The following is a 26835-nucleotide window of genomic DNA, read 5'->3' on the forward strand; positions in this document are numbered from 1 at the left end:
ACACACATTCCGAGCCTACCCGCAGCCCGAGCAACTGGTCCAACTGGACATGCTACAGCACCCACAGCATCTGGTTCTGCTGAAGAGCGCCGACACGAAAAGAGGATGAACCATGTCACAAATTCTGGAAATGCAGGGAATCAATTCCGAGGAGCAGGACACCAGATTCCCCAGCACCAACAGCTGGGCGTTCTGCTTCAGTACGCACAGTGTCATCGTCTGCTGACCACCACAAACCATTTCAAAGGAGAAATCATGTCATACATCCTGTCACTTCAGGGTTCGGAATCGACCGATCGCACCACTCGCATGTGCAGCTCATGGAGCCTCGTCGGATGTGCAAGCACTTGGAGCGCCGCCATCTGCTGACACGCATCGGCGTCAAGGGGCCCTTGAAGCCGAAGAATCAACGCGAATCATGCATCGGATGCAGAACAATGACAGGCGGCAGTCCGCCGTTCTGCGCGAGCAGACTCAGAATCAATCACCTGCCAGACACCTGGCGGCAAGGAGCTCATCATGTCGGAAGTCCTGAGAATGCAGGGCCTCGTCGAGGAGGCCAGAGACATGGACCGCACGATCACCAGCAGCAGCAGTCTGGCGCTCTGCGGAAGTTCGTTCAGCACCTGGTTCTGCTGAACGAATCCTCAAAGCCTCACGAGTAGAAAGGACATCTCATGCAGTACATACTGGATCTGCAACGAACCGAGACCGAACCCACCGGTGGAATGCGAACCTGCAATCCCGTCAGTTTCGCCAGCTGTTCCCTCTGTTCGGTGAGTTTCGCCTCCGTGGCCGTCTGCCTGACCGTTTGACGGTCTGACCACCCGTTCACCGCCAGTGGCTGTGGGGAACGTCGCTGTTCCCCACAGCCACTTGGAGAAAGGAAACAGTCCCTCATGTCTGAGAACGCAGCAAGACGCCACCCGGAGGACCTTCCGTCCAGCATGCGCAGCTACCTCGTCGGACTCACCAGGGGAAGTCGCATCACCCTCGGTACCGCCTTGGTCCTGTCGGTGACCGCAGCTGGTCTGTCCGTCGTCCAGCCCCGCGTCCTGCAGAAAACAGTCAACGACGGGATTCAAGGCGGCCTGCAAGCCGACACGATCGAGCTGCTCGCGGCTCTCGTCGTGGGGACCACCGTCATTGGTGCCGTGCAGGCCTATCTGACGGGTCGGGGCGCCGAAGCCGTCGCCCATCGCCTGCGCACCCGTCTGGGTCGTCGCTATGTCAGCATGACGATCAGCGAGCTCGATGCGGCCAACACCGCCGACCTGCTCTCACGCGCCAACGCGGACAGCACCATGGTGAAGCAGTTCCTGTCTGCCGGGATCCTGCCGGTTGCCGGTTCTGTTCTCATGCTCGCCGGAACAACGGTCTTCATGATCATGTCCGACCCGATACTGTTCGCGGTGACAGCAGCGGCCTTCGTCCTCGGCCTGTCCTTGGTGATCGCAGTCACCAACCGGGCGAACAGCATGTCCGCCGAAGTGCAGGAGGCTCTGGGAGATTTCTCCGTGAGCACCGAGCGCATGCTCTCAGCGCTGCGCACCATCAAGGCGACGAATGCTGAACCGCTGGAGCTGGATCATCTACGCCTCAGCTCCCACAATCTTTACCGCAAGGGTCTGAGGATCACCGTCCTGTCCGCGTGCGTCCAGCCTGCTCTCAATGTCTGCATCCAAGGCTCGATCGCCGCAGTGATCGTGGTCGGCACCGCACGGCTGGCCTCGGGTGCGACAACATTGGGAACCCTGCTCGCCTACATCACCTACATGTTCATGATGATCGCACCGATCAGCAGCCTCGGCCAGGCATTCACCCAGATGCAGATCGGCCTGGGCGCCCTCAAGCGCTGCTATGAGGTTGATTTCTTTGAATCAGAGGATGACGTGCGCGCCGACCATCAGACTGCCATCGGCACCGCATCGGGAGACGAACTGCTGCGCTTCGACAGCGTCTCCTTCTCATACGAGCCGGGAACTCCAGTGCTCACTGATGTCAACTTCGTCCTGCGCCGTGGAGAAACAGTCACCATCGTCGGTCGATCCGGTTCAGGCAAGTCCACGCTCCTGGAACTCATCGAACGATTCTACCACCCCGACGCCGGGCACATCTCACTCGGCGGTGTCCCGATCGACCAGCTCGACCTGAACTCCTACCGCAGACGCCTCGCCCTCGTCGGTCAGGACTCGATCGTGCTCACCGGCACGCTGAGAGAGAATCTGGAACTCGGCTGCCACCGCCACCCGGACTCCACCCTGTACGAGGCCCTTGAGCACGTCGGTCTCACCGATCTGCTGGGGAAGAAGGATTTCGGTCTTGACACGGACTTGGGCCAAGCCGGAATCACTCTCTCCGGCGGCCAGCGACAGCGAATCGCCTGGGCCCGAGTGCTGCTCAGCGACGCCGACATCATCCTCATGGACGAGCCGGACTCCAATCTTGATCCCGTGACCAGGTCCTCCTTGACCCATCTGCTCGAGAGCTTCGCCGCAACGCGCACGGTGCTCATCGTCTCGCACAACCTCGAGCACCTCAACTCGAGCGACCGCGTCCTGGTCATGGATCATGGCAGCATACTGGCCGACGGCTGCCGCCAGGAGCTTCTTGCAACAACGTCCGAGTACCAGGATCTGCTGGCCCCCACGCAAGCAGCAGCATGAGAGAAGAACTGCCATGACAACAGGGACTTCCACCATCCCCAGCACGAGGCCCTCCGACCCGGCACCCATCTCCTTCGAACACGTGACGAAGAGCTATGAAAGTCGCCTCATCCTCGACGACGTCAGCTTCAGCATCGAGTCCGGAGCAGTCACCGGGCTGCTCGGCCCGAATGGTTCGGGCAAGACGACGATGCTGCGCTGTCTTCTCGGACTCGCCAGCCCTGACTCCGGCATCTGCCTGGTGGAGGGGAATCGGTATGATGCCATCCCCGTACCGTCTCGTCTGGTCGGCGCTCTGTGCGAAAACGCTGGGCTGCATCCGAACCGCAGGGCAGCCGAATGCGTCGCCCTGGCCAGGGCCGCCGCCGGGCTGACCGATCCTCACGCCGTCGACGCGCACTTGGAGCAGGTCGGGCTGGCGGATGCAGGCCCCATGAGGGTCCGTGAGATGAGCCTGGGCATGCGTCAACGCCTCAGCCTGGCCCTCGCGCTGGTGGGCGATCCACATGTTCTCGTCCTCGATGAACCATCCAACGGTCTCGATCCCGAGGGCATGGAATGGTTCCGCACCCTCCTCCGGCGCTTCGCGGCCAGTGGCGGGTCGGTGCTGATCACCAGTCACATCCTGGCCGAGCTGCAACGCACGATAGACGCCGTCGTCATAGTTCGAGGAGGCCGCGTCGTGGCACAGTCGGACACCTTGCCCGACGATCTTGATTCTTTCTATCTCGCCACTTCAGGAAATCGAGGATGAGTACCATGAACGTTGAGATCATGCGACTGCGCCAAGGCCGAATCGCCTCCACCATGACGATCATCCTGATCATCGCGACTTTCTTGGTCGCCACACTCGAAGCCTTCGCGAGGGATACGATCAACGCCCTCATTTCTCTCAACAGAGTCATCCCCAATGCGACGCAGGCTCAATCCATGTCCCCCGAGGATCTGGCGAAACTGTCATTGGACCAGCCCGGCTTGCAGCTCACAGCCGCCGCCAATGCCGGCGGCGTCGGCGGAGTGAGCCCGGCGGCTCTCGCAATGATGATCATGGGGGGCCTGTTCATCACCCGCGAGTACCACTTCGCCTCCATGACAAGCGCGGCCGTGGCGTTGCCCCGCCGCGGGCAGCTCTACCGGAACAAGTGCGCGGCCGCTGCACTCGCCTCATTCGTCGCCGCGTTCGGTCTCACCGCGGTCAGACTGCTCGTCCTGTTCACCGCTCTCGCCGTGCAGCGCATCAACCTGGCACTGGATCCGTTCGCCCTGGTCATGTCGGAGTTGCGCGGACTCGTCACACTCGTGCTGTGCGGTGTCCTCGGCGCCGGCCTCGGCTTCCTGCTGCGTCGGCAAACCGTTCTGCTCCTCCTGCTGGGCGGTCTGTTCGTCGTCGAGTCGACCTTCCGCTCACTCGCCACGCTCACCGGCGCCGACATCCTCCACGGCTGTCTCCCGCTGAGCGCCACGGGGCTTTCGACGCAGCCGGGCGCCCAGGGCTGGCTCGCAGCGGGTATCGTCGTGGCATGGTCTGCCATCGTGGTGACATGGGGTGCATTCTGCTTCAACCGCAGGGAGCTGACCTTCTCGGCGTTGTAGCGCTGCTGGCCGGCATCGGACGGAGACATGCACATGAGCAGAGGTGCGGCTGAGCGCGTCAACCAGCAGCTGCGGCAGACCGTACTGGCATCGTTCCTGGTGAGTCTCTTGAACGTGCTGCTGGTGGCGAACTCAGAAAACTCGCTCGCCCAGATTCTGTGGCAGATCGGCCTGACCGTTCTCGGGGTCGTCTGCACCATCATTCTCATCAACCGACCGGTCGTGGCGTTCGCGATCGTCCATACTGCTGTTCTCGTTGCAGCACTGACGCAGCAGAATCCATTCGTCACGCAGTTCCTGCTCTATCTGCCGCTGTGCTTCTGGCTGGGACGGCGTACCCGGTCACGGACCAGCTCCGTCACCGCGATGATCGGCCTCACGACGACGATCGGGGCCTTCGTGCTCGCCCCCGTGCGCACCGGCTCCGACGGCATCGCTCTCCTCGCACCAGTCGGTTTCGTCTCGGGCTCGCTCTTCATCGGGGCCCCCACCCTGGTCGGGGCCTGGATGCGGATCGCGAACGAACGAGCGGTTGGAGTGGAGACCCTCCTGAAAGCAGAACGGGCCGAGAGCGAAGCGAGGATCGCCAAGGCACTCGAGGACGAACGCGGGCTCATGGCCCGGGAACTGCACGACATCGCCTCCCATCACATGACTGCCGTCCTGCTCGACGCCAGGCTCGCCCGACGCATGCTCCCCGGAAACCCGCAACGCGCAGCAGAGCTGCTCGAAGAACTGACCCGCGAGGCCGGCAGCGCCAGCGAGAGCCTGCACGAGGTGGTCGGCATCCTCGCGGCGGGTTCCCAGGCCCCCACCGCCCCCCAGCCGACCCTCGCGGACATTCCCGAGCTGTTGCGTCGGGCCAGGGCGATCAACCCCGACATCGGTGTCGCGATGCCTCAGGACCCGAAGGTCTCACCAGCTGTCGGGCTCGCCCTGTACCGGATCGTCCAGGAGTCGTTGACGAACGCCCACCGCTATGCCCCAGGAGCCCCCATCATGGTGGACCTGACCATCAAGAACGGTTGGATGAGCCTGTCCGTGACCAATGGGCTGGCGACCCAACCGACCTCCGGCATCAGCGGGTCGGGGCTGGGCATCCAGGGCATGCGCATGCGCTGCGAGCTGCTCGGCGGCACTTTGACAGCAGGCCCGCACGAGGGCGGCTGGGCCGTCCGGGCCCGGCTGCCGCAACGTGCCGGGGAGGATGGCCCCACCGCCCTCGCGGGGACTTAAGAAGGAGACACGAGTGTCCAGAAGTGCGATGACCGGTGAACGCTCCAGCGGGCATCGTTGTCACTGTCCACGAAGGAGACGGGCATGAACATCCGATCGCACAGCTCTCAGCCGGTCATCGGCTACATCATCGTCGTCATCGCCCTGGCGGGCATGATCTGCTACAGCCTGCTGTTCTGGGACGACATGCCTGCGCAGGTCATCACCCGTCAGGCCGCCGGCCGCCACGGCGCGTCGGCCGTTCCCCGCGGCGTCTCGGCGGCCGCCATGCCCGCCACGCTGCTGGTCTGCACGCTGCTGCTGATGCTCATGCCGCTCTGGAACCGCCTGGTCGGATCCACGCCCCTGCGCCCCGGCCCTGACCAGCGCCAGCAGACGAGGATCTGGACCGCGATCCTGGCCATGCTGTCAGCGCTCCTGCTCACCCTGCACATAGGCATCACCGACATGTGCACGGGCAGGGGTCCTCAGTTCCCGCAGCTGGCCGCCTACGGGATGGCCGTCACCCTCATCGGCCTGGCCGCGATCACCGCGATCCTGCGCGTACGGGCCCACCGGGCCATCGTCATGGGTCTCGCCCTCGGCGGCGCGCTCGTCGCAGCACTGGCGCACGGCCTGCCCCGTGCGGCCATGACCGTCGGGACGGTGATCATGCTCGGCGGCATCGCGGCCGCCACCCTGCTGCCGCAGCTCAGGAACGACGGCGGACGCCGCTGACCCCGGACGACATCCGCGGGCTGCTGGCCTGGGGCCCGCACACCCGTCCGGCCCCGTCCCGACCCCGGCTTCGCTGCCGCCCCTCCGCTCCCACCTCACTTTCCGGTTAGCACCCGGGACATGTCCGAGGTACGAGCGCAAAAACGAGGTGCGAGCGCAAAAGCGAGGTGGGAACGGGAGAAGAGGCGGGAGAAGCAGGCAGCGCCGGACCGGGGAACGGGACGAGGTGGGAACGGGACGGGGTGGGGCGCACCGGATCGGGGGCCGCGGTGGGAGCACGCCCCATGTTCCGTTCTCCGGTTCGGCGCGACGGGCCCCGGTGGCGTAGCTTTGTTCCCGTGAGCACACGTGTATATGTCGCGTCCCCCGATGCCCGGGCCGATCTGAGCGCCGCCGCTCAGGCCATCGCCGAGGCCGCCGGACGCCAGTCCAGTCCCGCCGTCCTCTTCCACCCGCTGGCCGCGCAGGCCTCCTCGGCCCGCCTCGTCGGCGCCTCCTTCGACGAATTCGCCAGGAGCACCGACGAGGCCGAGACGGGCATCATCGAGCGCTTCGAGGCGCTCGCCGCCGCCGGGCCCGTCGTCGCCGTGGGCACCGACTACTCCGGCGTCACCGCCCCCACCGAGCTGGCCCTCAACGGCCGCCTCGCCGCCGACCTGGCCGCCCCGGTCGTCCTGGTCGTCGACGCCTCCCAGGGCCCCGACCACGCCCTCGGCCTGGCCCGCGTCGCCCTGGACGGCCTGGCCGCCCAGCACGCCACCGTCGTGGCGATCATCGCCACCGGCCCGACCCACACCGACGCCACCCGCACCCTTCTCGCCTCGCTCGGCGTGCCCGCCGCCGTCCTCGGCGACGACCTGTCTGCCGTGCTGGCCGCGACCGATGTGACGATCACCACCCGTACCCCGGCCCGCTTCAGCCACGAGCTCATGGCCACGGCCAGGGCCGACGTGCGGACGATCGTGCTGCCCGAGAGCGAGGACCCCCGCATCCTCGAGGCCGCCTCGGTCGTCGCCGCCCGCGGCGTCGCCAGGATCGTCCTGCTCGGCGAGGAGGAGCAGGTGCGCGCCGACGCGAAGAGGCAGGGCCTCGACCTGACCGGCGTCGAGATCGTCTCGATGAACAACCCGGAGCTCATCGAATCCTACGCCGCCAAGTTCGCCGAGCTGCGCGCCAAGAAGGGCGTCACCCTCGAGCAGGCCCGCGAGGCCATGGCCGACGGCGCCTGCTTCGGCACGATGATGGTGTACATGGGCGGCGCCGACGGCCTCGTCTCGGGCGCCAACCACACGACGGCCAACACCATCCGCCCGGCCCTCCAGGTCATCAAGACGAACCCGGGCATGAAGACCGTCTCGGGCGCCTTCCTCATGAGCCTCGCCGACCGCGTGCTGCTGTTCGCCGACTGCGCCGTCACCCCGAACCCGGAGCCGGCCCAGCTCGCCGACATCGCCCTCGCGAGCGCCCAGACCGCCCGCATGTTCGGCATCGACCCCAAGGTCGCCATGCTGACCTACTCGACGGGCACCTCCGGCAGCGGTCCGGACGTCGACCGGGTCCGCGCCGGCTACGAGGAGGCCGTCCAGCGCGCCCCCGAGGAGCGGATCGCCGGCCCGATCCAGTTCGACGCCGCCATCGATCCCGTCGTCGGGGCCAAGAAGATGCCCGACTCCGAGGTCGCCGGCCGCGCGACCGTGTTCGTCTTCCCCGATCTGGAGGCCGGCAACATCGGCTACAAGATCTGCCAGCGCACCGCCGGCGCCGTGGCGGTCGGCCCGCTGCTGCAGGGCCTGCGCCGCCCCGTCAACGACCTGTCGCGCGGCGCCCTCGTCGACGACATCGTCAACACCATCATCATGACCGCCATCCAGGCCCAGGGCACGAACGGCCCGCTCGCCTGAGAGTCCTGGCCTGACAAGGAGAGACATGACCGAACCAATCCTGGTGCTGAACTGCGGCTCCAGCTCCCTCAAGTACCAGCTCATCGACCCCGACTCCGAGGCCGTGCTGGCCAAGGGCCTGGTGGAGCGCATCGGCGACGCGAGCGACGGCATCGTCACCCACGAGGTCGGCGACGACGAGTTCACGGTCACCCCGCGGCTGCCCGACCACACGGTGGCCCTCAAGGCGGTCTTCACGATGTTCGCCGATCACGGCCCCTCGCTCGACGACGTCGCGGCGGTCGCCCACCGCACGGTGCACGGCGGCGACCGCTTCGCCGCCCCGACCGTCATCGACGACGAGGTGCTGGACACCCTCGAGGAGCTCGTCCCGCTGGCGCCGCTGCACAACCCGGCCGGGATCAAGGGCATCCGCGCCGCCCGCACACTGCTCCCGGACGTGCCGCACGTCGGCATCTTCGACACCGCGTTCTTCGTCAACCTGCCGGCCGAGGCCCACACCTACGCCATCGACCGCGGGCTGGCCGCCAGGCACGCGATCCGCAAGTACGGCTTCCACGGCACGAGTCACCAGTACGTCGCCGGCCTGGTGCCCGGCGTGCTGGGCGCCGACCCGGCGGAGCTGCGCCAGATCGTCTGCCACCTCGGCAACGGCGCCTCGATCTCGGCCGTCAAGGGCGGCCGTGCCGTCGAGACCTCGATGGGCCTGACCCCGCTGGCCGGCCTCGTCATGGGCACCCGCTCGGGCGACATCGACCCGGGCGTCTTCGCCTACCTGCACCGCGCCGAGGGCTGGGACGTCGACCGCATCGACACCGAGCTCAACAAGAACTCGGGCATGCTCGGCATGTCGGGCGTCACCGACATGCGCGACGTCGAGGCGCAGTTCGAGGCCGGCGACGCCGACACGATCACCGCCATGAACGTGTACACGCACCGCCTGGCGTTCTACATCGGCGGCTACGCGAACCTGCTCGGCGGCGTCGACGCCATCACCTTCACCGCGGGCATCGGCGAGAACTCGGCCTTCACCCGCCGCGAGATCTGCGCGAAGCTCGCCGGCATCGGCGTCGTCCTCGACGAGGAGCTCAACGGCCGGCGCGACAAGGCCCCGCACCTGATCTCCGCGCCCGAGTCGCGGGTCGGGGTGCTCGTCGTGCGGACCAACGAGGAGCTGGCCATGGCCCAGCAGGCAGCCGGCCTGCTGGCCGGCTGACGGCGGTCGAACGGGCCGGGGATCCCCCGCCGGCCCCGTCGACGTCAGGACGCCGATGCGACGACCCCCGTGCCGGGGGCCGATGCATGCCGGTCCGTCACCCCGGGGCGGCCGCGGAGCCTCCCGGCGCCGGCCCACCGGGGCCCGTCCCACGATCCGACCGTACGCGCCCGGGCGCGGTGCATCGCCCCTGCCCGCAGGCCCACCGGGATCGTCCCCGGGCTCGTGCGCACCGGTGGAGGGGCCGGCGGCGAGAGGATAGATTGGTGGCCATGGCTACCGCACTCGTCACCGGGGGAAGCAGTGGCATCGGGTTGGCGTTCGCCCACGCCCTGGCGGCCCGCGGGGACGATCTGGTGCTCGTGGCGCGCGACGGGTCGAGACTCGACGCGGCCGCGCAGCAGCTGCGGGCCCGGCACGGGGTCGCCGTCGAGACCCTTCCAGCGGACCTGTCCGACCCGGCCGGCATCCGGACCGTCGAGGCCTTCATCGACGCCCACGAGATCGACGTCCTCGTCAACGGCGCCGGCTTCGCGGCGCACGCCGATCTGCTCGACGCCGACTGGTCCGGCCACGCCGGGGCGCTCACGGCGATGGCGCTGGCGGTGCTCGTCCTGTCGGGCGCGGCCGGCCGCCAGATGGTCCGTCGTGGCGCCGGTGGGATCGTCAACGTCGCCTCGGTGAACGCCCTCATCGACGCCGACGTCTACTCGGCGACCAAGCGCTGGGTCGTGAGCTACACCGAGGCGCTCGCGGGGCGGCTGGCCGGCACCGGGGTGCACGCCACCGTCGTCCTGCCCGGCTGGGCGAGGACGAACTACCACGCGGCGGCGGGCATGCGCCGCCCGCGCCTGCCGGGCTGGGCCTGGGTCGAGCCCGAGCAGGTGGCCGCCGAGGCGCTCGCGGCCCTCGACGCGGGCCGGGTGCAGGTCACGCCGAAGGCCATCTGGAGGGCGGCCGCCTGGGCACTGAGGCACGGCCCTGTCGGGCTGTCCCGGCTCGTGGCGAGTAAGGTTCGCAGCGGCCATGACAGGCAGGGGGCCCGCTGATGAACTTCGGACGCAACCCGCGGCTCTACAAGTCGACGGTGGCGGCCATCGCCCGCGACTCCGTGCGCTACGCCCTCATCAAGCCGGTGCTCGACCGCGCCGTCAAGGCGCACGTGCACGGCCTGGAGCACCTCGACGACCTGCGGGCCCCGTTCCTGGTCACCCCGAACCACTCGGGCCACTTCGACGGCCCGCTCATCATGCTCACGATGCCGAGTCGGCTCACCAAGGAACTGGCCACCGGTGCAGCGGCCGACTACTTCTTCACCAAGTGGTACACGGCGATGGGCACCCAGCTGCTCATGAACGCCTTCCCCGTCGACCGGGCCCGCAACAAGGGCCGGAACCACCGGGGTATGTCGGGCGAGCTGCTCGACGCGGGCGTCTCGCTGCTCATCTTCCCCGAGGGCACCCGGTCCCGTACAGGCGGCATGGGGCGTTTCAAACCCGGTACCGCGGCCCTGGCGATCGCCCACAACGTGCCGGTCGTCCCCGTGGCGCTGGTCGGCTCGTGGGCGGCGTGGCCGCCCACCGAGAAGCGCTGGCTGCCCGGCCGCCCCGACGTGCACGTCGTCTACGGGGCCCCGATGACCGCCGAGCCGGGCGAGATCGCCCACGAGTTCTCCGAGCGGGTGCGCCGCAAGATCATCGAGATGCACGACGGTGTGGCGAGGGCCTACGGCATGCCCACCCAGGCCGAGATGATGCACTTGGCGGCGATCGAGCGGGCCCGCAGGTCGGACGGGGGGAAGCACTGAGGCCGCCCCGCACCGCGGGCATCGCCGCCCGCTCTAGCGCGTGATGGTGCCGTGCTCGAACTCCTGGGTGCAGGTCCCAGACGCGTCGCACCGCGCGTCGCCCACGGGCGCACCGTAGTCGCCCTCGAGGGCACCCGCGGCCGACCAGGCCTCGTAGACTGCGCCCCGCACGACGAGGAGGGCGTCCGCCGCCGTGAGGTGGATCGCCCCGCCCTGGAAGTACTGGGTCATCGTCATCGTCCCGGCGCCGACCTCCGCCTCGCTGACCGGAAGGCCGAGGTAGCCGTCCTCGGCGCCCTCGTCCTCCCACTTGCGCTCGATCTCGTGGTGGACGGAGTGGGCACCGGTGGCCGGTGTCCACTCGATCAGACCGAAGCTGAAGAACTGGACGCAGCCGACCGTGCCGTTGTCCTGGCCGCAGCTCTCGTCGCTCCTCGGATAGCCGAGATAGCCCCTGGCCTGACCGGTCGCGTCCCACCGGGCGCCGATCGCACCCCGGAGAATGTGCGCGCCCCACGTCGCGCCGGCCGCGCCGTCGCGGACGATCGAGCCGCGCTGGAACCGCTGGAAGCAGCCGTTCTGGATGAGCGTGCAGCTGATGCCCGTCACCGGGTAGCCCAGTGAGCCGTCCTCCGAGCCGCTCTGGCGCCACTGGGTCAGGAAGTCGCCGTGGATCTCGTGGGCGCCGGTGGCGGCCGTCCAGACGATCGTGCCGTTCTCGTAGGAGCGGTAACAGCCGCCATCGCTGGTACCGCACGTCTCGCCGCTCCGCTCGGCGCCCAGGACGCCGTCAGCGCCGCCGAGGGCCTCGTAGCGGGCGGTGATCGCCCCGCCCGAGTCGGTGTCGGCCCGCGCCGGCTGCGCGACGCCGACCATCCCCAGCACCGTGAGGAGGGCGAGAAGGGGCGCAGCCGCGCAGCGGCCGGCGGGGCTCGAAGGGCGCTTCCCGTGCCTGGTCCTCATCGATTCGGGTCCTTTCCGCTCATCGACCGCCGGGACGTCCGGCGGCGCAGGCCGAGCAGGGGGGTCGACCCGGCGATCCAGAGGAGGATATCTGCGGAAGCTGTCCGTGCGCTGAGAGCCGGCCGGGCGGCGGCTGTCCGGCACGCCCCCGTCGCCCGGCCGGGCGACACCGATAATCTTGGGCCATGGCCGAACCCACCGCCGCCGACGGCGGCTCCCCCGCACCCCGCGTCGTCGCGGTCGTCGTGGCGTGGAACCGCGCCGAGCTCCTCGGCCGCTGTCTCGACGGGCTGGACGGGCAGACGCGCCGGCCGGACGCGGTCGTCGTCATCGACAACGCCTCCACGGACGATTCGCCGCGCGTGGCGGCGGGGCACCCGGCGGTCACCGAGGTCGTCACCATGCCGACGAACACGGGCGGGGCCGGCGGCTTCGCGTCGGGCATCGCCGTGGCCTGTCACCGCCACGGCGCCGACCTGGTCTGGATCATGGACGACGACACGGTGCCCGGCCCGGGCGCGCTCGAGGCGCTGCTCGATGCCCGCGAGCGCTATCCGCGTCCGACAGCGGTCCTGGCCAGCCGCGCCGACTGGCGCGACGGCCGCGAGCACCCGATGAACACGCCGCGGGCCCGGTTCGGCGCCACCCGCGAGCAGCGGCGCGATGCCGCGCGACTGGGCTGCCGTCCGATCCGGTCGGCCTCGTTCGTCTCGATCCTCCTCGACGCCCGGGCCGTTCGCGACGAGGGCCTGCCGCTCAGCGACTACTTCCTGTGGAACGACGACTTCGAGTACACGACGCGCCTGCTGCGCTTCCGCGAGGGCCTCTACGTGCCGGCCAGCCGCGTGGCGCACCTGACGGAGCGCTTCGGTGGCACGAGCGCCGACCCCGGCCCGCGCTTCCGCCTCGAGGTGCGCAACAAGGTGTGGATGTTCACCCGCTCGCCGGCGCTGGCCGGCTGGGAGCGCCTGCTCTACGGCGCCTCGACGCTGCGACGCTGGGCGGCGACGTTCCGTGCCTCGTCCGACCGGGCCGCCCTGCGCAGCGGCCTGCGCCGGGGTCTGCGCGACGGCCTGCGCCGGGGCCCGCGGCGCAACGCCCGCGTCCTGGCCGGCACCCCGGTCGAGGCGGACGTCCTCGCCGTCGAGGGGGGCCGATGACAGCGTTCAGCGTGCTGCTGCCCGTCTACGCGGGCGACGACCCGGCGTTCTTCGCCCGCGCCCTGCGCTCGGTGAGCACCGAGCAGACGCTCCGGCCCGACGAGATCGTCATCGTCCGTGACGGCGAGGTGAGCGACGGGATCGAGGCGGTGCTCGACACGGCCATCGACGGCTCGGCCGTCGGCGGCGTGCCCGTCACCGTCGTGCGGATCGGCCACAACCGCGGACTGGCGGCCGCCCTCGTCGAGGGCCTCAAGGCCTGCCGCTACGAGATCGTCGCCCGCGCCGACGCCGACGACATCTCGCTGCCCCGGCGCTTCGCCACCCAGATCCCGCTCGTCGTGGGCGGTGACGACGAGGAGCCGCTCGACCTGCTCGGCGCGGCGATCCAGGAGTTCGAGTCGGAGGCGCGGCCGGCGGGCCTCGTGCGGGAGCTGCCCGCCGAGCCGGAGCGGATCAGGCGGATGGCGCGTTTCCGCGACCCCTTCAACCATCCGACGGTCGTCTACCGCAAGGCGGCGGTGGCCAGGGCCGGCGGCTACCAGCCGCTGTCGAAGATGGAGGACTACTGGCTGTTCGTGCGCATGCTCCAGACGGGCTCGCGGGTGGCCAACCTGGCCGAGCCGCTGGTGCTCTACCGGGTGGGCGCCGGCGCCTACCAGCGCCGCGGCGGCGGCGAGATGCTGCGCAGCGAGATCGCCCTGCAGCGGGCCTTCGTGGCGTCGGGATTCATCTCCCGCGGCCAGGGCCTGCGCAACATCGTCGTGCGCGGCGGCTACCGCCTGGTCCCCACCGGGGTGCGCCGGCCCGTGTACCGGCTCATGGTCGGAGGCCGGGACGACGACTGAGCGGCCGGCCGCGGACGCGGGGACGCGCGGCCGGGCGGGCCTCACCGCGCTGGTCCCAGGAACGCGGAGCGGGGCGCTCCGCGGGCGGCGTCCGCCGCGCCCTCCGGGCTCAATCCCTCTCGGCGGCGGTCGTCGGCGGGCCGCCGGCGCGCACCCGCACCGGCACGGCGGCGCGCTCGTCGTCGGTGAACAGGCGGTTGGCCCTCTCCTCGTCGCTGAGCGGCGGGCGCGGCGGGTCCTCGCTGCCGTCGAGGGCGCGGCCGCGCAGGAAGCGCACCGCCTGGTCGCAGGGGCCGTCGAAGACGAGCCGGCCGCGCTCCATGACGAGGCCGCGCTTGCAGAACTTCTCGACCATGTCGAGGTCGTGGCTGACGATGACGATCGTCTTGCCGTCGCGCACCATCTGGCGGATGAGCGCCTTGCACTTGTTCTGGAAGGGCTCGTCGCCCACGGCGAGGATCTCGTCGACGAGGAAGACGTCCGGGTCGGTGTGCACCGCGACCGAGAAGGCCAGCCGCAGGTACATGCCGGACGAGTAGAACTTCACCTCGGTGTCGATGAAGTCACCGATGTCGGCGAAGGCGAGGATGTCGTCATAGGAGGCGTTGATCTGCTCCTTGGTCATGCCGAGGATGGCGCCGTTGAGGTAGACGTTGTCGTGGCCCGTCAGGTCGGGGTGGAAGCCGGCGCCAACCTCGATGAGGCCAGCGACCTTGCCCTTGATGCCGACGGCGCCGCCGTCGGGGTGCATGACGCCGCTGATGAGCTTGAGGGTGGTGGACTTGCCCGAGCCGTTGAAGCCCATGAGCGCCACCGACTCGCCGTCGGCGATGTCGAAGCTCACGTCGTCCATGGCCTGGAACTCGTTGGTGATGTCCTTCTTGCGGCCCTTGATGAGCCAGACGAAGGCCTCCTTGATGGAGCGCGTGTGGCGCAGCAGGAAGGTCTTGGTGACGTGCTGGGCGGTGACGACGATGCGCTCGTCGCGCGGCTCGAGTGCGACTCCCCTGGCCATCACAGCTCCTGCGCGAACTTGCCCTCGAAGTGGCGGAACAGCAGGTCGCCGACGAGCAGCGTGCCGAAGCTGAGCACCAGGGCGATGGGCGTCCAGGACGAGAACAGGTGGGGCATGACGTGCCAGACCTCGTAGGGGATCTCGCCGTTGACGGTCGAGGCCCAGAAGGCGTCGTGGAAGAGCTCGACGGCCGTCGTGAGCGGGTTGAACTTGTAGAGCGTCACGGCCCAGTGCGGCAGCGTGTTGGCGACGAGCACCCACATGTAGAGCACCGGGCTCAGCCAGGTGACGACCATGTTGATGAGGTCGACGAAGTTCTCCGAGTCGCGGAAGAAGACGTTGGCCGTGCCGAAGACGAGGCCGAGGGCCAGCGCGAACACCGAGACGATGACGAAGCCGACGACGAACGCCACGAGCTGCATGAGGGTGGGGTGCCAGCCGACGATGAGGTCGACGACCAGCAGGATCGCCACCTGCGGGAAGAAGTGGATCCACGCGACCCACAGGCTCGAGACGGGGAACAGCTCGCGGGGCAGGTAGATCTTCTTGATGAGGTCGCCGTTGCCGACGATGATGCGCGCCGAGTTGCCGAAGACCTCGGTGAACAGGTTCATCACGACGATGCCGCTGAACATGTAGATCGCGTAGTTCGGCAGGCCCTTGTTCAGCCCCAGGAAGACGCCCATCGCGACGAAGTAGACCGCGAACTGGATGGCCGGCTTGATGTAGCTCCACACCAGGCCGAGCACCGAGGCCCGGTAGCGGACCTGGATCTCCTTGTCGACGATGCGCTTGAGGAGGAACTGGTTCGCGAACACGTCGCGCAGCCCGCGCCCCTGTCCGGGGGCGTGGAACTCCAGGTGCGTCGCGGGCACGGTGCTCCGGGGGGACGAGCTCACGAGGACTGATCCTGCTCCTCGGGGTACTTGGCGAAGGTCCGGCCCCACTCCTCCATCGAGGTGATGCGGGGCAACGCCTTCCGGTAGGTGCGCGCCAGCCTGGGCCAGGCCTTGGCGAGCTGGGCGTGCAGGACGACGTCCTTGCCCAGGAACCGGCGGGCCTGCTGCGGGTCGCGCTGGTACAGGCTGACGCCGTTGCCGGTGCTGTTGCTCACCAGCGCCGAGTCGAGCTTGGGCAGGTAGAACCAGGCGGCGTCGCCCTTGGCGACGGCGCGCTCCGGGTAGGTGCGCGAGAGCTCAGTGGGCTTCTTGAACACCTGGCGGATCGCCACGGTGGCGGCCCACGGGATGAGCGTGCGCGGGTTGGGCTGCTTCGCCTTGACGATGAGCGGCACGGCCCGCTCGGCGCGGATCGGCGGGCGCTCCGAGAGATTGGTGATGACCGGCCCGTCGACGAAGTCGTTCTTCAGCGCGCGTGTCTCGGCGGCCTTGGACTCGAGGATGTCGTGCAGCCGGTCGGGACCGGCGAAGACGTCGTCGATGGCCTGGGAGACGAGGGTGGCCGCGTAGTACTGCATCGACAGGGCGTGCTTGGTGAGCACATTGATGCTCTCGCGCAGCATGCGGCCGCCGACCGCGTACGGCGAGTGCAGCAGGGCCGCGATGAGACGGTTGCGCTCGTGGAAGTAGGCCTGCCAGTCGGTCGCGTCGTCCTTGTCGATCCACGAGGCGTGCCAGGTCGCCGAGCCGGGCAGCGAGATGGTCGGGTAGCCGTGGGCGCGGGCGCGCAGCGAGTACTCCGAGTCGTCCCACTTGATGAAGACCGGAAGCGGCAGGCCGATCTCCTCGATGACGCACCGCGGGATGAGGCACATCCACCAGCCGTTGTAGTCGGCGTCCCAGCGCCGGTGCAGTTCGGCGATGGAGCGCAGGCCCTCGTCGGAGAAGTCGATGTCGCCCAGCCCGGGGATCGGGCCCCAGTTGAAGCGGTACTCGTCGACGACCTCGGCGTAGGCCAGCAGGGACGAGCGGCGGTTGATGTCGAACATGTGCGAGCCGACGATGGCCGGGCTGGTCAGGTAGTCGGCGAAGACGCATGAGCGGAAGATCGACTCGGGCTCGATCTCGATGTCGTCGTCGAGCGTCATGAAGTAGTCGGACCTCGCGCCGTTGCTGCCCTTGACGGTCTCGTACATGCCACGGGCGTAGCCGCCCGAGCCGCCCAGGTTGCCCTGCTCGATGACGCGCAGGCGCCCGTTCATGGCCTTCTCGGCCTCGACGTAGCAGGAGTCCCCGCGGACCGGCTGGTTGCCCTGGTCGACGACGAGCATCTCGCGGACGCAGTCGTCGAGCTCGCGGGCGTTGGCCACCCGCAGCACGTTCTGCACGGCGTCGGCAGGCCGGTTGAAGGTGGTCATGCCGAGGGTGACGGTGCCGCGCCGACCGTTGTCGGCGACGAGCCAGGCAGCCCCGTCGAGGACGAGGGGCTCGTCGGCGGAGGCGACGAGGTCGAACCAGTACCAGCCGCCGTCGCCGAAGTTCTTAAGCGGCAGCGCGAACTCGGTCGTCACGCCGGGGCCGGAGACCTGTCTGGAGGCGGCCACGGACGAGAAGGCGGACTTGCCGGATCGGCCCTGCGGGCCGGCGGGGCCGAGTGCGCGGGCGCGGGAACTGGAGACGATGATGCGGCCGGTGCCGCTGGTGCGCACGCGCAGCGTCACCTCGGTGACCGGCGTCCACCACTGCCAGTAGCCGGCGGGGAAGGCGTTGAAGTAGGAGCCGAACGAGGCCCGCTTGCCCGGGCGCACGCGCAGCGAGGACCGCGAGATGCGGTCCTCCTCGGGAACCGCCGCCGGGTCGAGGACGTGCGTCAGCTCCTGCTCCTTGAGCGGCTTGTCGATGCACAGCGCCATGCCGTCGGCGTCGTCGGCCTCGGCGAGGAAGACGTGGGCCACCTCGCGCAGCCCGGCGCTCTCGTTCGTGTCGGTGCTCACTCGTCCACCCCTCCTGAGACCAGCGCCTCGCCAGCGGCGAAGTGCGGCTTGATCCTGTTCTCGTACATGCTCAGGGCCGAGCCGATGGCCATGTGCATGTCGAAGTACTTGTAGCTGCCCAGGCGCCCGCCGAACAGGATCTGCCTCTCGGCCTTGACGCGCTCGCGGTACCTGAGGACCTTGGCGCGGTCCTCGGCCGTGTTCACAGGGTAGTAGGGCTCGTCGTCGCGGCCGGCGAAGCGCGAGTACTCGCGCATGATGACGGTGGCGTCCCTCGTGTAGTCGCGCTCGGGGTGGAAGTGGCGGAACTCGTGGATGCGGGTGAACCTCACGTCGGGGTCGGGGTAGTTCATGACGGCGCAGCCCTGGAAGTCCTCGATGGGCAGGACCTCCTCCTCGAGGTCGATGGTGCGCCAGCCGAGCTCGCCCTCGGCGTAGTCGAAGTAGCGGTCGACGGGGCCGGTGTAGACGACGGGCACGGAGCCGACGGTGGCGGCCCGGCCGAACTCGCCGTCGTCGAAGAAGTCGGTGTCCAGGTGCACCTCGATGTTCGGGTTGTCGACCATGCGCTCGAACCAGGCGGTGTAACCGTCGACGGGCAGGCCCTCGTGGGTGTCGTTGAAGTAGCGGTTGTCGTAGGTGTAGCGCACCGGCAGGCGGCTGATGATGGAGGCGGACAGGTCCTTGGGGTCGGTCTGCCACTGCTTGCCGGTGTAGTACTTGATGAAGGCCTCGTAGAGAGGCCGCCCGATGAGCTGGATGCCCTTGTCGTTGAGGTTCTCGGGGTCGGTGCCGGCAAGCTCGCCGGCCTGCTCGCGCACCCAGTCGCGGGCCTGCCGGGGGCTCAGCGCGGCGTGCAGGAACTGGTTGATGGTGCCCAGGTTGATGGGCAGCGGGAAGACCTCGCCGTCGTGGGTCGTGTAGACGTGGTGCACGTAGTTCGTGAAGGCGGTGAACCGGTTGACGTAGGCCCACACCGTCTCGTGGGAGGTGTGGAACAGGTGGGCGCCGTAGCGGTGCACCTCGATGCCCGTCCGGGCCTCGCGCTCGGTGTAGGCGTTGCCCCCGATGTGTCCGCGGCGGTCGACGACGGCCACCTTCAGGCCGAGCTCGTTCGCGGCGCGCTCCGCGATGGTCAGGCCGAACAGGCCCGCACCGACGATCACTAGATCCACAGACACCGGGGTCTCCTTCCGTCCGGTACAGCGTAGCGGCAACCGGCCCGCCCTCATTCTAGGTACGGCCTCGGCGCCCGCTGTGAGTCGCCCTCCGCCCGGTCGCGTCGTGACCGTTCCGGGGCCGGCAGCGTTGTTATCCTGAGGTGAATTCTTCGTCGCGCCCAGGAGCGTCGGCGCGCTGGGCACGGCGGCCTCCTGCGCCTCGACGAGCGGAACGGGCGCCTCGGCGCGGGCAGAAAGATCGGAAGATGTCCTGGGTTCACATGGTCCCCCCACTTCTCCTGACCATCGTCCTGTACATGGTCCCGGGCATCCTCGCCCTGGCGGCGATCGGGATGCGCGGCATCCGGGTCGTCTACCCGGCCCCGATGGTCTCCACCGCTCTCGTCGCGTTCCTCGCCGTCGTGTACGGCAAGGCGCGCATCGGCTTCACCCTCACGAACATCGGGCTGGGGATCCTGGCCTGCATCGTGCTGCTCCTCGTCATCCGGCTGCTGGCCCGCCTGCTGCCCCGCCCACCGCGCGGGGACGACCCCCGAGGCGCAGCGCGCAACGGGCGCGCGAGGATCCCGAGGATCGCCGTCGCCTACTCCATCGGCTTCCTCCTCAGCATCGCCGTGTGGGTGCTCGAGTACGCGCGGCCGATGCGCGGCCCGGACAACTTCCCGCAGCCGTACGACACGCCCTTCCACTTCTCCGTCATCGCGCACATCGTCGAGAGCGGCAACGGGTCGACCCTCACGTCCGCGATGGTCGACCGGACCGCGGGGTCGACGCTGTACCCCGCGGCCTGGCACGACATGGTCGCGCTGGTCGTCCAGACCACCGGCACCTCGATCCCGGTCGCCGTGGCCGCCAGCTGCACGACGATCCTCGTGCTCGTGTGGCCGCTCGCCATCCTCGGCCTCAGCTGCGAGCTCCTCGGCCACCGGGGCCGCTGGGTACTGCTCTCCCTCGGCCTCAGCGGACTGTTCGCCGCCTTCCCCTACCACTTCGTCGTCTACGGCGTCCTCTATTCGAACTTCCTCTCGTACGCGCTGCTGCCGTCCTTCATCGGCCTGTTCGCGGGCCATCTGACGCGGCTGCGCGTCCCTCCCCGCGAGCACCTCGCGATGGTCGTCGTCCTGCTCGTCGGGCTCGTCGGGATCGGGCTGGCCCAGCCGAACTCGGCGTTCACCATCGTCGTCATCGCGCTGCCCCTCCTCGTCCAGCAGATCTTCCGGTGGTCCGGGGCGGACGTCCGCGAGCGGAGGGGCCTGGTCCTGCCGACGGCCATCAGCGTCGCCCTCGTCCTGTGCATCGCCGCCGTCTGGCGCTTCCTCTACGCGAGGCCCGCCCTGCACCGCACCGTCAGCTTCGAGTGGCCTCCCTTCCAGACGGACGCGCAGGCGATCGGGGTCTACGCGGCATTCGGGGTGAACGACCGGGGGCCCGCGCAGTACGTGCTCTGCGCCCTGGTGTTCGCGGGGATCGTCCGGGCCCTGCACCGGCGCCTGCACTGGCTCGTCGCCTCGTGGGGCCTCGTGGGCGTCCTCTACGTCCTGACGAGCAGCACCACGAGCACCTTCCGAGACGTCCTCACCGGGTTCTGGTACCACGACAGCAACCGGCTGCTCGCCGCCTCGCCCATCATGGCCGTCCCCCTCGCGTGCCTGGGGATCGCATGGCTGTGCGCACGGGCGCGCTCCCTGTCGTCCCGGCTGCCGCAGGCGGGCATGGGGCTGGAGGCGGTCGCCGTGGTGCTCGTCGCGGGCCTCACGTGCGCGGGCGGGGGGCTCACCTCCCAGCGCGCGCTGCTGCGCGGGGAGTCGGTCCCGAGCCAGCAGACGGGGCTCCAGGACGACGAGTACGCGTTCCTCGGACGCGTCTCGCAGGTCGTCCCACAGGGGACCGGCGTCGCGAACTACCCCTACGACGGCTCGGCCTACGCCTACTCCCTCTTCCACGTGAATGTCTTCTTCAGGGACTACGACGCGAACTGGATCGGGCAGCCCACGAGCGACATCGACACGGTGCGCCACGACCTGAACAGGGCGGCCGACTCGCCGGCGACGTGCGAGGTCCTGCGCACGTACGACATCGAGTACGCGCTCGTCATGGACCGCAACGCGCTCAACGGGACGCAGGCGCCGGACCTGCCGTTCATCGGCGTCGACGAGGGCAACTGGTCCGGCCTGACCGTCGACGAGGGCACGCCGGGCTTCGAGCTCGTGCTGAACGACGGCCGGGGGAACAGCCTGTACCGGATCACCGCCTGCCAGGGCTGAGACCGCTCGGGTCCGGGACGCCGGGCGCGGGGCCTTCCGGTCCCCCGGCGCGGCGGCCGCGGACGGGGGCTCAGCGCGGGGCCGGGTACTGCAGGTACACCAACCGCGCCTCCTCGTGGCGGTTCCGCCTGATGCCCTCGAGGATCTGGCCGAGCATCCACAGGACGACGCCGATGAGGACGAGGCCCGTGGCCAGCAGCGCCGACGGGAGCTTCGGCACGAGGTGGGTGCGGCTGAACTCGGCGATGACGGGGACGCCGACGAGCAGGCCGACGAGGACGCACAGGGCCGACCAGATGCCGTAGAAGAACACGGGGCGCTCGTGGCGGACCAGGCTGATGATGAGGTGCAGGATCTTGAAGCCGTCGCTGAAGGTGTTGAGCTTGGACTCGGTGCCCTCGGCGCGGTCGCGGAAGCCGCAGGGGTGCTCGGCGTTCGGCACGCGCAGGCTCATGTTGTGCACGGTGAGCTCGGTCTCGATCTCGAACTCGCGCGAGGTGGCCGGGAAGCTCTTCACGAAGCGCCGCGAGAAGACGCGGTAGCCCGAGAGCATGTCGGTGACCCGCTCACCGAAGATCCACGAGACGAAGCGGTTGAACATCCGGTTGCCGGCGGCGTGGCCGGGACGGTACTTGGAGTCCTCGGCGTCGTCCTGGCGGCAGCCGAGCACATGGTCGTAGGGGCCCTTGAGCAGCAGCTCGATCATGGCCGGCAGGTCCGCGGTGTCGTAGGTGTCGTCGCCGTCGATCATGACGTAGACGTCGGCGTCGATGTCGGCGAAGGCGCGGCGCACGACGTTGCCCTTGCCCTTGCGCTCCTCGAAGCGGACGACCGCCCCGGCGGCCTCCGCGACGGCCGAGGTGTTGTCGTCGGAGTTGTTGTCGTAGACGTAGATCTCCATCGGGGGCACGGCCGCGCGCAGATCGGCGACGACCTTGGCGATGGCCGCCTCCTCGTCGTAGCAGGGGACGATGGCCGCGATGCGCAGGTCCTCGATGTTCTCGAAGGCGGCCGCCGGGCGCTTCACCGTGTCGTTCACGCGATGATCGTATCCTGAGGGGGTGTCCCCCACCCGCATGCCGTGCCGCGCATCGCGCAGACATCCGCGGGCTCCGGGACGGGCCACGTACAGTGGGCGGGTGACCTCCCTCGACCAGTCCCGGCCCGCCGAGCGGGACCCGGCCCGGAGCCTCCTGCAGGAGCACCTCGTCGCCGGGCTGCAGTTCCTCGCGGTGGGCGGCGTGGCATTCGTCATCGACTACCTCACCTTCAACCTGCTCACCTATGCGCGGCCGTGGCCGGGCCACCACGGCCCGATGTTCGACCAGCCGCTGGTCGCCAAGCTCATCGCCATCGCGGTGGCCTCGGTCTTCACCTACATCGGGAACAAGGTCTGGACCTTCAACTCCCGCAAGTCGCGGGTCACCGGCGCCCGACTGCTCGCGTTCGTCGTGCTCAACGTCATCGCCATGGGCCTCCAGGAGCTCTGCCTCGGCTTCTCACGCTACGTCCTCGGCCTGCACAGCTGGCTGTCCGACAACATCTCCGGCACCCTCATCGGTCAGGCGCTGGCCACCGTCTTCCGCTACGTCACCTACCGCGCCTGGGTCTTCCCGGACGACGCGCAGGCCGAGGCCCGGGCCGGCGCCGGGGGCCGGTAGGGGCCCCGGAGGAGCGGGCCATGACTCATCTGCTCGTGACCGGCGGCGCCGGCTTCATCGGGTCGAACTTCGTCCACCGGGCACTGGAGCGCACCGACCACACGGTGACGGTGCTCGACAGGCTCACCTACGCGGGCGACCCCGCCTCGCTGGCCGGGCTCCCCGAGGACCGCGTCGAGCTCGTCGTCGGCGACGTCTGCGACCGCGGGCTCGTCGACGCGCTCGTGGCCCGGGCCGACGCGGTCGTGCACTTCGCCGCCGAGTCGCACAACGACAACTCCCTGGCCGACCCCGGGCCCTTCGTCCGCACGAACCTCGTGGGCACCTTCAGCCTGCTCGAGGCCGTCCGCGCCCACGACGTGCGCTACCACCACATCTCCACCGACGAGGTCTACGGAGACCTGCCGCTCGACGGCGACGAGCTCTTCACCCCCGAGAGCCCCTACCGGCCGTCGAGCCCCTACTCGTCGAGCAAGGCCGGCTCCGACCTGCTCGTGCGCGCCTGGGTGCGCAGCTTCGGGATTCGGGCCACCATCAGCAACTGCTCGAACAACTACGGACCGCGCCAGCACGTCGAGAAGTTCATCCCCAACGCAGTCACGCGCCTGCTCACCGGGCGCAGGCCCCGGCTGTACGGCGACGGGCGCAATGTGCGCGACTGGGTCCACGTCGACGACCACAACGCGGCGGTGCTGCGCATCCTCGAGTCGGGGCGCATCGGCCAGACCTACCTCATCGGCGCCGACTGCCGGCTGTCGAACCGAGACGTGCTCGGGCGCATCCTCGCCCTCATGGGCCACGGCCCCGACGAGGTCGACCACGTGCCCGACCGGCCCGGCCACGACCTGCGCTACGGCCTCGACCCCTCCGCGACCCGCGCCGAACTGGGCTGGGAGCCCGTCCACCGCGACTTCGACGCGGGACTCGCGGAGACGATCGACTGGTACCGGGCCAACCGGAAGTGGTGGGAGCCCTCACCGGTCTGAGGGGACGCCGCCGGGACGCCCCGCAGCCACGACGATTCCAGCCGTGCCCACAGGCCCCGCCCAGCCCGCCCGCAGCGGCATCGGTCCGAGCAGGAGCCGCACGCCCGGCATCCTGGTCCCGACATCCTGGTGGCGTCCGGCTCGGCCGCCGTCTCCACCCTGCCCATCATGATCACCGCCGCCCGCAGCCTCGTGGGGGACGGGGACGCCGGCTACGCGTCGTTCATCGTCCTCTGGCGCTGCTGTTCGGCGTCTACGGCGTGGTCAACGGCCTGCAGAAGGAGACGACCCGGGCCGTGAACCCCCACGGGCCCGGGCGCGCCGCCGACCCCGGAGTGCCGGCGCTCCGGGCGGCCCTGGTGCTCTCGACGGCCACCGCGGCGCTGGCCGCCCTCGCCGGCCCGTGGCGGGGCCCGCCGCCTCGTGCCGGACTCGATGCCGCACATCGTCTGGCTCGTCGCCGCCGGCGCCACCTTCGCCGGGCTGACGATCGCCGCCGTGCCACTGGCCGTCACCACGCTGACGGTGGCGGCGAACGCCCGTACATGGTTCAGCGCCGGCCGGCTGCCGGCCGCTCGTGTCGGCCCTGCCGCTCCTCCCGCCGTTCGCGCTCCCGGTGCGGGCGTGCATCGCCCTGTTCACCGGTCCGCTGGCCGGGGCGGCGATCCACCTCGTCGGCGTGCACCGGGCCGGCTGAGAGCGGCGGCGCCCCGCGCTCCGGGGGCGGCGCGGGACCGGTGGGCCCGAAGGCGTCCCGTCCCCGAGAGGCTCCCGTCAGGCGTCCTCGTCGCCGGCGGCGGCCGCCCGTCCTCCCCCGATCGTGGCCCAGCGGGTGTCTTGACCCCCACCTGAGGGTTGGGGCCCTCGCCTTGCGTACGCCCCGGAACGTCGACTGTGATGACCCGTGGCCCGGCACCACCCCCGGCGGGGCGTCCTTCCACGAAGCACGAGCAAGGAGTCACATGTCGGGCAGGACAACTCTGCGACACGGGTGGGCGGCGTACCTCGCGGCCCTCGCCGCCCTCACCATGATGGCGGCACCACTGGCATCGGCCGATCCCACGGCGGGGCCCGCCGATCAGGATCCATCCTCGAGTTCTGCGCCGAACGGCCCCGCGGGCACGGCCGAGGACGTCTCCGGCCGGGCCGGCGAGACCCCGGCCGGGGGCTCCGAGCCGCTCGAGAACATCGAGACGGCGCAGGCCGTCGTCACCGCAACGAACAGCGCGGGCCAGGTCACCTCGACGACCGTCGAGAACCCCTCGGACGAGATCACGGTCTCCGGCCGGGCCGGCGAGGCCCCGGGCGGGAGCGCGGAGAGCAGCGCCGCTGCCGTCCCCTCCGCGTCGGCCCCGGCGGACCAGGCCCCGTCCTCCGCCCCGTCGTCCGACGCCACCGCCGGCCGGGCCCCCGCCCCGTCGTCCGAGACCCCCTCGGCCCCTGCGACCGGCGCGCCCACCGCCGCCGACGGCACCACCGTCCTCGAGGACATCCGGACCGACGAGGCCGGCAGCTTCTCCATGGTCGGGGTGACGTGGACGGCCCTGAGCGGCGAGGACCTCGGCGTGCACGTGCGCACCCTCACTGCCTCCGGCTGGAGCGAGTGGTACGACGTCACCCCCGACGAGGAGGAGTCCGAGCAGCGGGCCACCGGCGTCATCTACGTCGAGGACTCCACCGCCGTCGAGGTGCAGGCGACCAGCAGGCCCGGCGGCACCGCCGAGGGCATGCGGGCGGTGCTCATCGACTCGCCGGCCCGCGGCTCCGATCCGACCACCGCGACGACCGCCGCCGCGGTGAACGGTCCCGCGACGGCCGCCCGACCGCTCGCGGCGAACGGCTCCGTGCCCCAGCCGACCATGATCACCCGCAGCCGGTGGGGCGCCATCGCCCAGGACGGCTGCGAGGCGAACTCCGACACGATCAGGGCCGTCGCGGTGCACCACACGGCCGGCAGCAACGACTACTCGGCCGGCCAGTCCGCGTCCATCGTGCGCGGCATCCAGTACTACCACGAGGTGACGCTGGGCTGGTGCGACATCGGCTACAACTTCCTCGTCGACAAGTACGGCCAGGTCTTCGAGGGCAAGGGCGGCGGCGCCACCTTCCCGGTGCACGGCGCGCACGCCACCACCTGGAACTGGGAGACCGTCGGCATCAGCCTCATGATGAACTCGAACACGGCGCAGCCCTCCGGCCCCATGCTCACCTCGCTCGAGGACGTCATCGCCTGGAAGATCGCCAACAACTACCTCAACCCGCTCGGCACCGTGACCCTCGGAGGCCGGACGATCAACGTCATCTTCCGCCACGGCGATGTCATGAGCACCGAGTGCCCGGGCACGAACGTGACGAACCGCATGGCCGGGATACGCAACGCCGTCGCGGCGCGCGTCAACGGCAAGACCTACTCGACCATCTACGACACGTGGCGGGCCGCAGGCGGCGAGTCCGGCACCTACGGCGTCGTCCACGAGATGGAGCACCCCGTCCGGGGCGGGCGCCAGACGAACTTCGCGCACGGCTCGATCCTCGCCTCGCCCGACGGAGCGGTGCACACGGTCCGCGGCGGCATCGGCAACGAGTACGTGTCCCTGGGCTACGAGCACGGTTACCTCGGGCTGCCGACCTCGGACGAGGTCTGCGGACTCCGCAACGGCGGCTGCTACCAGGACTTCCAGAACGGGCAGGTCCACTGGTCGCCGGGCAGCGGCGCCCACGCCACCCG

22 protein-coding genes are annotated in these 26835 nt (G+C 69.7%); 16 read left to right on the plus strand and 6 right to left on the minus strand.

The features are described 5' to 3' along the window. Window positions 1–677: 677 nt before the first annotated feature. From K336_RS20095 to K336_RS14385, 10 genes are all read left to right on the plus strand, one after another. Window positions 678–815, plus strand: coding sequence for a SapB/AmfS family lanthipeptide (locus K336_RS20095; protein WP_123826057.1), 138 nt, complete (start codon window positions 678–680; stop codon window positions 813–815). Window positions 816–947: 132 nt separating this feature from the next. Beyond that, the gene (locus K336_RS0104400; RefSeq protein WP_028706388.1) at window positions 948–2666 is read left to right on the plus strand and encodes an ABC transporter ATP-binding protein; all 1719 of its coding nucleotides are present in this window, start codon (window positions 948–950) and stop codon (window positions 2664–2666) included. Window positions 2667–2748: 82 nt separating this feature from the next. Then, a complete protein-coding gene (locus tag K336_RS14380; RefSeq protein WP_196807725.1) occupies window positions 2749–3420 on the plus strand; it encodes an ABC transporter ATP-binding protein in 672 nt (223 codons plus the stop codon). Window positions 3421–3425: 5 nt separating this feature from the next. Beyond that, window positions 3426–4259: a hypothetical protein gene (locus K336_RS0104410; protein WP_123826059.1), complete on the plus strand. Its 834-nt coding sequence runs from the start codon at window positions 3426–3428 to the stop codon at window positions 4257–4259. Window positions 4260–4292: 33 nt separating this feature from the next. After that, window positions 4293–5495, plus strand: coding sequence for a sensor histidine kinase (locus tag K336_RS0104415; protein ID WP_021796588.1), 1203 nt, complete (start codon window positions 4293–4295; stop codon window positions 5493–5495). Window positions 5496–5579: 84 nt separating this feature from the next. Next, the gene (locus tag K336_RS0104420; RefSeq protein ID WP_021796571.1) at window positions 5580–6212 is read left to right on the plus strand and encodes a hypothetical protein; all 633 of its coding nucleotides are present in this window, start codon (window positions 5580–5582) and stop codon (window positions 6210–6212) included. A gap of 338 nt (window positions 6213–6550) precedes the next feature. Next, window positions 6551–8113 carry a phosphate acetyltransferase gene (gene pta / locus K336_RS0104425; RefSeq protein ID WP_028706390.1) on the plus strand — a complete coding sequence of 521 codons (1563 nt, stop codon included), beginning with the start codon at window positions 6551–6553 and terminating at the stop codon, window positions 8111–8113. Window positions 8114–8138: 25 nt separating this feature from the next. Beyond that, window positions 8139–9329, plus strand: a complete 1191-nt coding sequence (locus K336_RS0104430; RefSeq protein WP_021796572.1) for an acetate/propionate family kinase — start codon at window positions 8139–8141, stop codon at window positions 9327–9329. 272 nt (window positions 9330–9601) lie between these two features. Continuing rightward, on the plus strand, window positions 9602–10378 hold the full coding sequence (locus K336_RS0104435; protein WP_028706391.1) for an SDR family NAD(P)-dependent oxidoreductase: 777 nt from the start codon (window positions 9602–9604) through the stop codon (window positions 10376–10378). After that, window positions 10378–11136: a lysophospholipid acyltransferase family protein gene (locus K336_RS14385; protein ID WP_021796585.1), complete on the plus strand. Its 759-nt coding sequence runs from the start codon at window positions 10378–10380 to the stop codon at window positions 11134–11136. The genes K336_RS0104435 and K336_RS14385 overlap by 1 nt, the downstream gene beginning before the upstream one ends. 33 nt (window positions 11137–11169) lie before the next feature. Here the strand turns inward: K336_RS14385 and K336_RS14390 are convergent, their stop codons facing one another. Then, window positions 11170–12099 carry an LGFP repeat-containing protein gene (locus K336_RS14390; RefSeq protein ID WP_081660575.1) on the minus strand — a complete coding sequence of 310 codons (930 nt, stop codon included), beginning with the start codon at window positions 12097–12099 and terminating at the stop codon, window positions 11170–11172. 185 nt (window positions 12100–12284) lie between these two features. On the opposite strand from K336_RS14390, the gene K336_RS0104450 reads away from it, so the two are divergent. Continuing rightward, on the plus strand, window positions 12285–13259 hold the full coding sequence (locus tag K336_RS0104450; protein WP_028706393.1) for a glycosyltransferase: 975 nt from the start codon (window positions 12285–12287) through the stop codon (window positions 13257–13259). Further along, a complete protein-coding gene (locus K336_RS0104455; protein ID WP_028706394.1) occupies window positions 13256–14107 on the plus strand; it encodes a glycosyltransferase in 852 nt (283 codons plus the stop codon). Before K336_RS0104450 ends, K336_RS0104455 begins: the two co-directional genes overlap by 4 nt. A gap of 109 nt (window positions 14108–14216) precedes the next feature. On the opposite strand, the gene K336_RS14395 is transcribed toward K336_RS0104455, so the two are convergent. Genes K336_RS14395 through glf form a run of 4 tightly spaced genes read right to left on the minus strand, consistent with a single transcriptional unit; the run spans window position 14217 to window position 19196 of the window. After that, the gene (locus K336_RS14395) at window positions 14217–15122 is read right to left on the minus strand and encodes an ABC transporter ATP-binding protein (protein ID WP_081660576.1); all 906 of its coding nucleotides are present in this window, start codon (window positions 15120–15122) and stop codon (window positions 14217–14219) included. Beyond that, complete coding sequence (locus K336_RS0104465; protein ID WP_211223438.1) at window positions 15122–16021, minus strand: ABC transporter permease; 900 nt, start codon at window positions 16019–16021, stop codon at window positions 15122–15124. The genes K336_RS14395 and K336_RS0104465 overlap by 1 nt, the downstream gene beginning before the upstream one ends. Beyond that, complete coding sequence (locus tag K336_RS14400; RefSeq protein ID WP_021797304.1) at window positions 16018–18015, minus strand: glycosyltransferase; 1998 nt, start codon at window positions 18013–18015, stop codon at window positions 16018–16020. Before K336_RS14400 ends, K336_RS0104465 begins: the two co-directional genes overlap by 4 nt. Continuing rightward, entirely contained in the window at window positions 18012–19196 is a 1185-nt protein-coding gene (gene glf, locus K336_RS0104475; RefSeq protein WP_021797312.1) for a UDP-galactopyranose mutase, read from the minus strand. Before glf ends, K336_RS14400 begins: the two co-directional genes overlap by 4 nt. Before the next feature lie 245 nt (window positions 19197–19441). Here glf and K336_RS0104480 point away from each other — a divergent pair, with 245 nt between their 5' ends. Then, complete coding sequence (locus tag K336_RS0104480) at window positions 19442–21460, plus strand: DUF6541 family protein (RefSeq protein ID WP_155944983.1); 2019 nt, start codon at window positions 19442–19444, stop codon at window positions 21458–21460. Between the two features lie 70 nt (window positions 21461–21530). On the opposite strand, the gene K336_RS0104485 is transcribed toward K336_RS0104480, so the two are convergent. Then, window positions 21531–22499 (minus strand): glycosyltransferase, encoded by a 969-nt coding sequence (locus K336_RS0104485; RefSeq protein ID WP_233418719.1) that lies wholly within the window; start codon window positions 22497–22499, stop codon window positions 21531–21533. 100 nt (window positions 22500–22599) lie between these two features. On the opposite strand from K336_RS0104485, the gene K336_RS14405 reads away from it, so the two are divergent. The 3 genes from K336_RS14405 to K336_RS16810 all read left to right on the plus strand — a co-directional run. Continuing rightward, complete coding sequence (locus K336_RS14405) at window positions 22600–23121, plus strand: GtrA family protein (RefSeq protein ID WP_021797313.1); 522 nt, start codon at window positions 22600–22602, stop codon at window positions 23119–23121. Window positions 23122–23141: 20 nt separating this feature from the next. Beyond that, window positions 23142–24107 carry a dTDP-glucose 4,6-dehydratase gene (gene rfbB / locus K336_RS0104495; protein WP_028706398.1) on the plus strand — a complete coding sequence of 322 codons (966 nt, stop codon included), beginning with the start codon at window positions 23142–23144 and terminating at the stop codon, window positions 24105–24107. 962 nt (window positions 24108–25069) lie between these two features. Continuing rightward, the coding region (locus K336_RS16810) for an N-acetylmuramoyl-L-alanine amidase (protein WP_051245396.1) at window positions 25070–26835 on the plus strand (1766 nt) is incomplete at its 3' end.

It is taken from the genome of Propionibacterium acidifaciens DSM 21887, from assembly GCF_000426605.1.
In the GTDB taxonomy this organism is placed as follows: Bacteria; Actinomycetota; Actinomycetes; order Propionibacteriales; family Propionibacteriaceae; genus Propionibacterium; species Propionibacterium acidifaciens.